The sequence below is a fragment of the Acetobacter okinawensis genome (assembly GCF_002153655.1).
In the GTDB taxonomy this organism is placed as follows: domain Bacteria; phylum Pseudomonadota; class Alphaproteobacteria; order Acetobacterales; family Acetobacteraceae; genus Acetobacter; species Acetobacter okinawensis_A.
The window spans coordinates 1-224 of sequence record NZ_JOPJ01000139.1; the positions used below are offsets into that span (position 1 = coordinate 1).

Sequence of the window (224 nt, forward strand, 5' to 3'; positions counted from 1 at the left end):
GAAGTCAGCACCATCAAGCAGTTGCTTGATGTGACCTCCAGCGGGTCGGAAAGCATTGCCAGTCAGGCAGCGGATATCCAGCGCCAATATGCCAATGCTGCCCGTGCTGCGCAGCAGTACGGCATGGATGCGCAGATCCTGATTGATAAGGGCAACACCATTGCAGCCCAGATGCTGGCCAACGCCAAAACCCAACTGGATCAGGCAGACCAGTCCGTGCAGGC

1 protein-coding gene is annotated in these 224 nt (G+C 57.6%); it reads left to right on the forward strand.

Features of this window, described 5'->3' with window-relative positions; translation table 11 throughout:
* The coding region (locus HK26_RS13720; RefSeq protein WP_180539599.1) for a hypothetical protein at positions 1 to 224 on the forward strand (224 nt) is incomplete at both ends.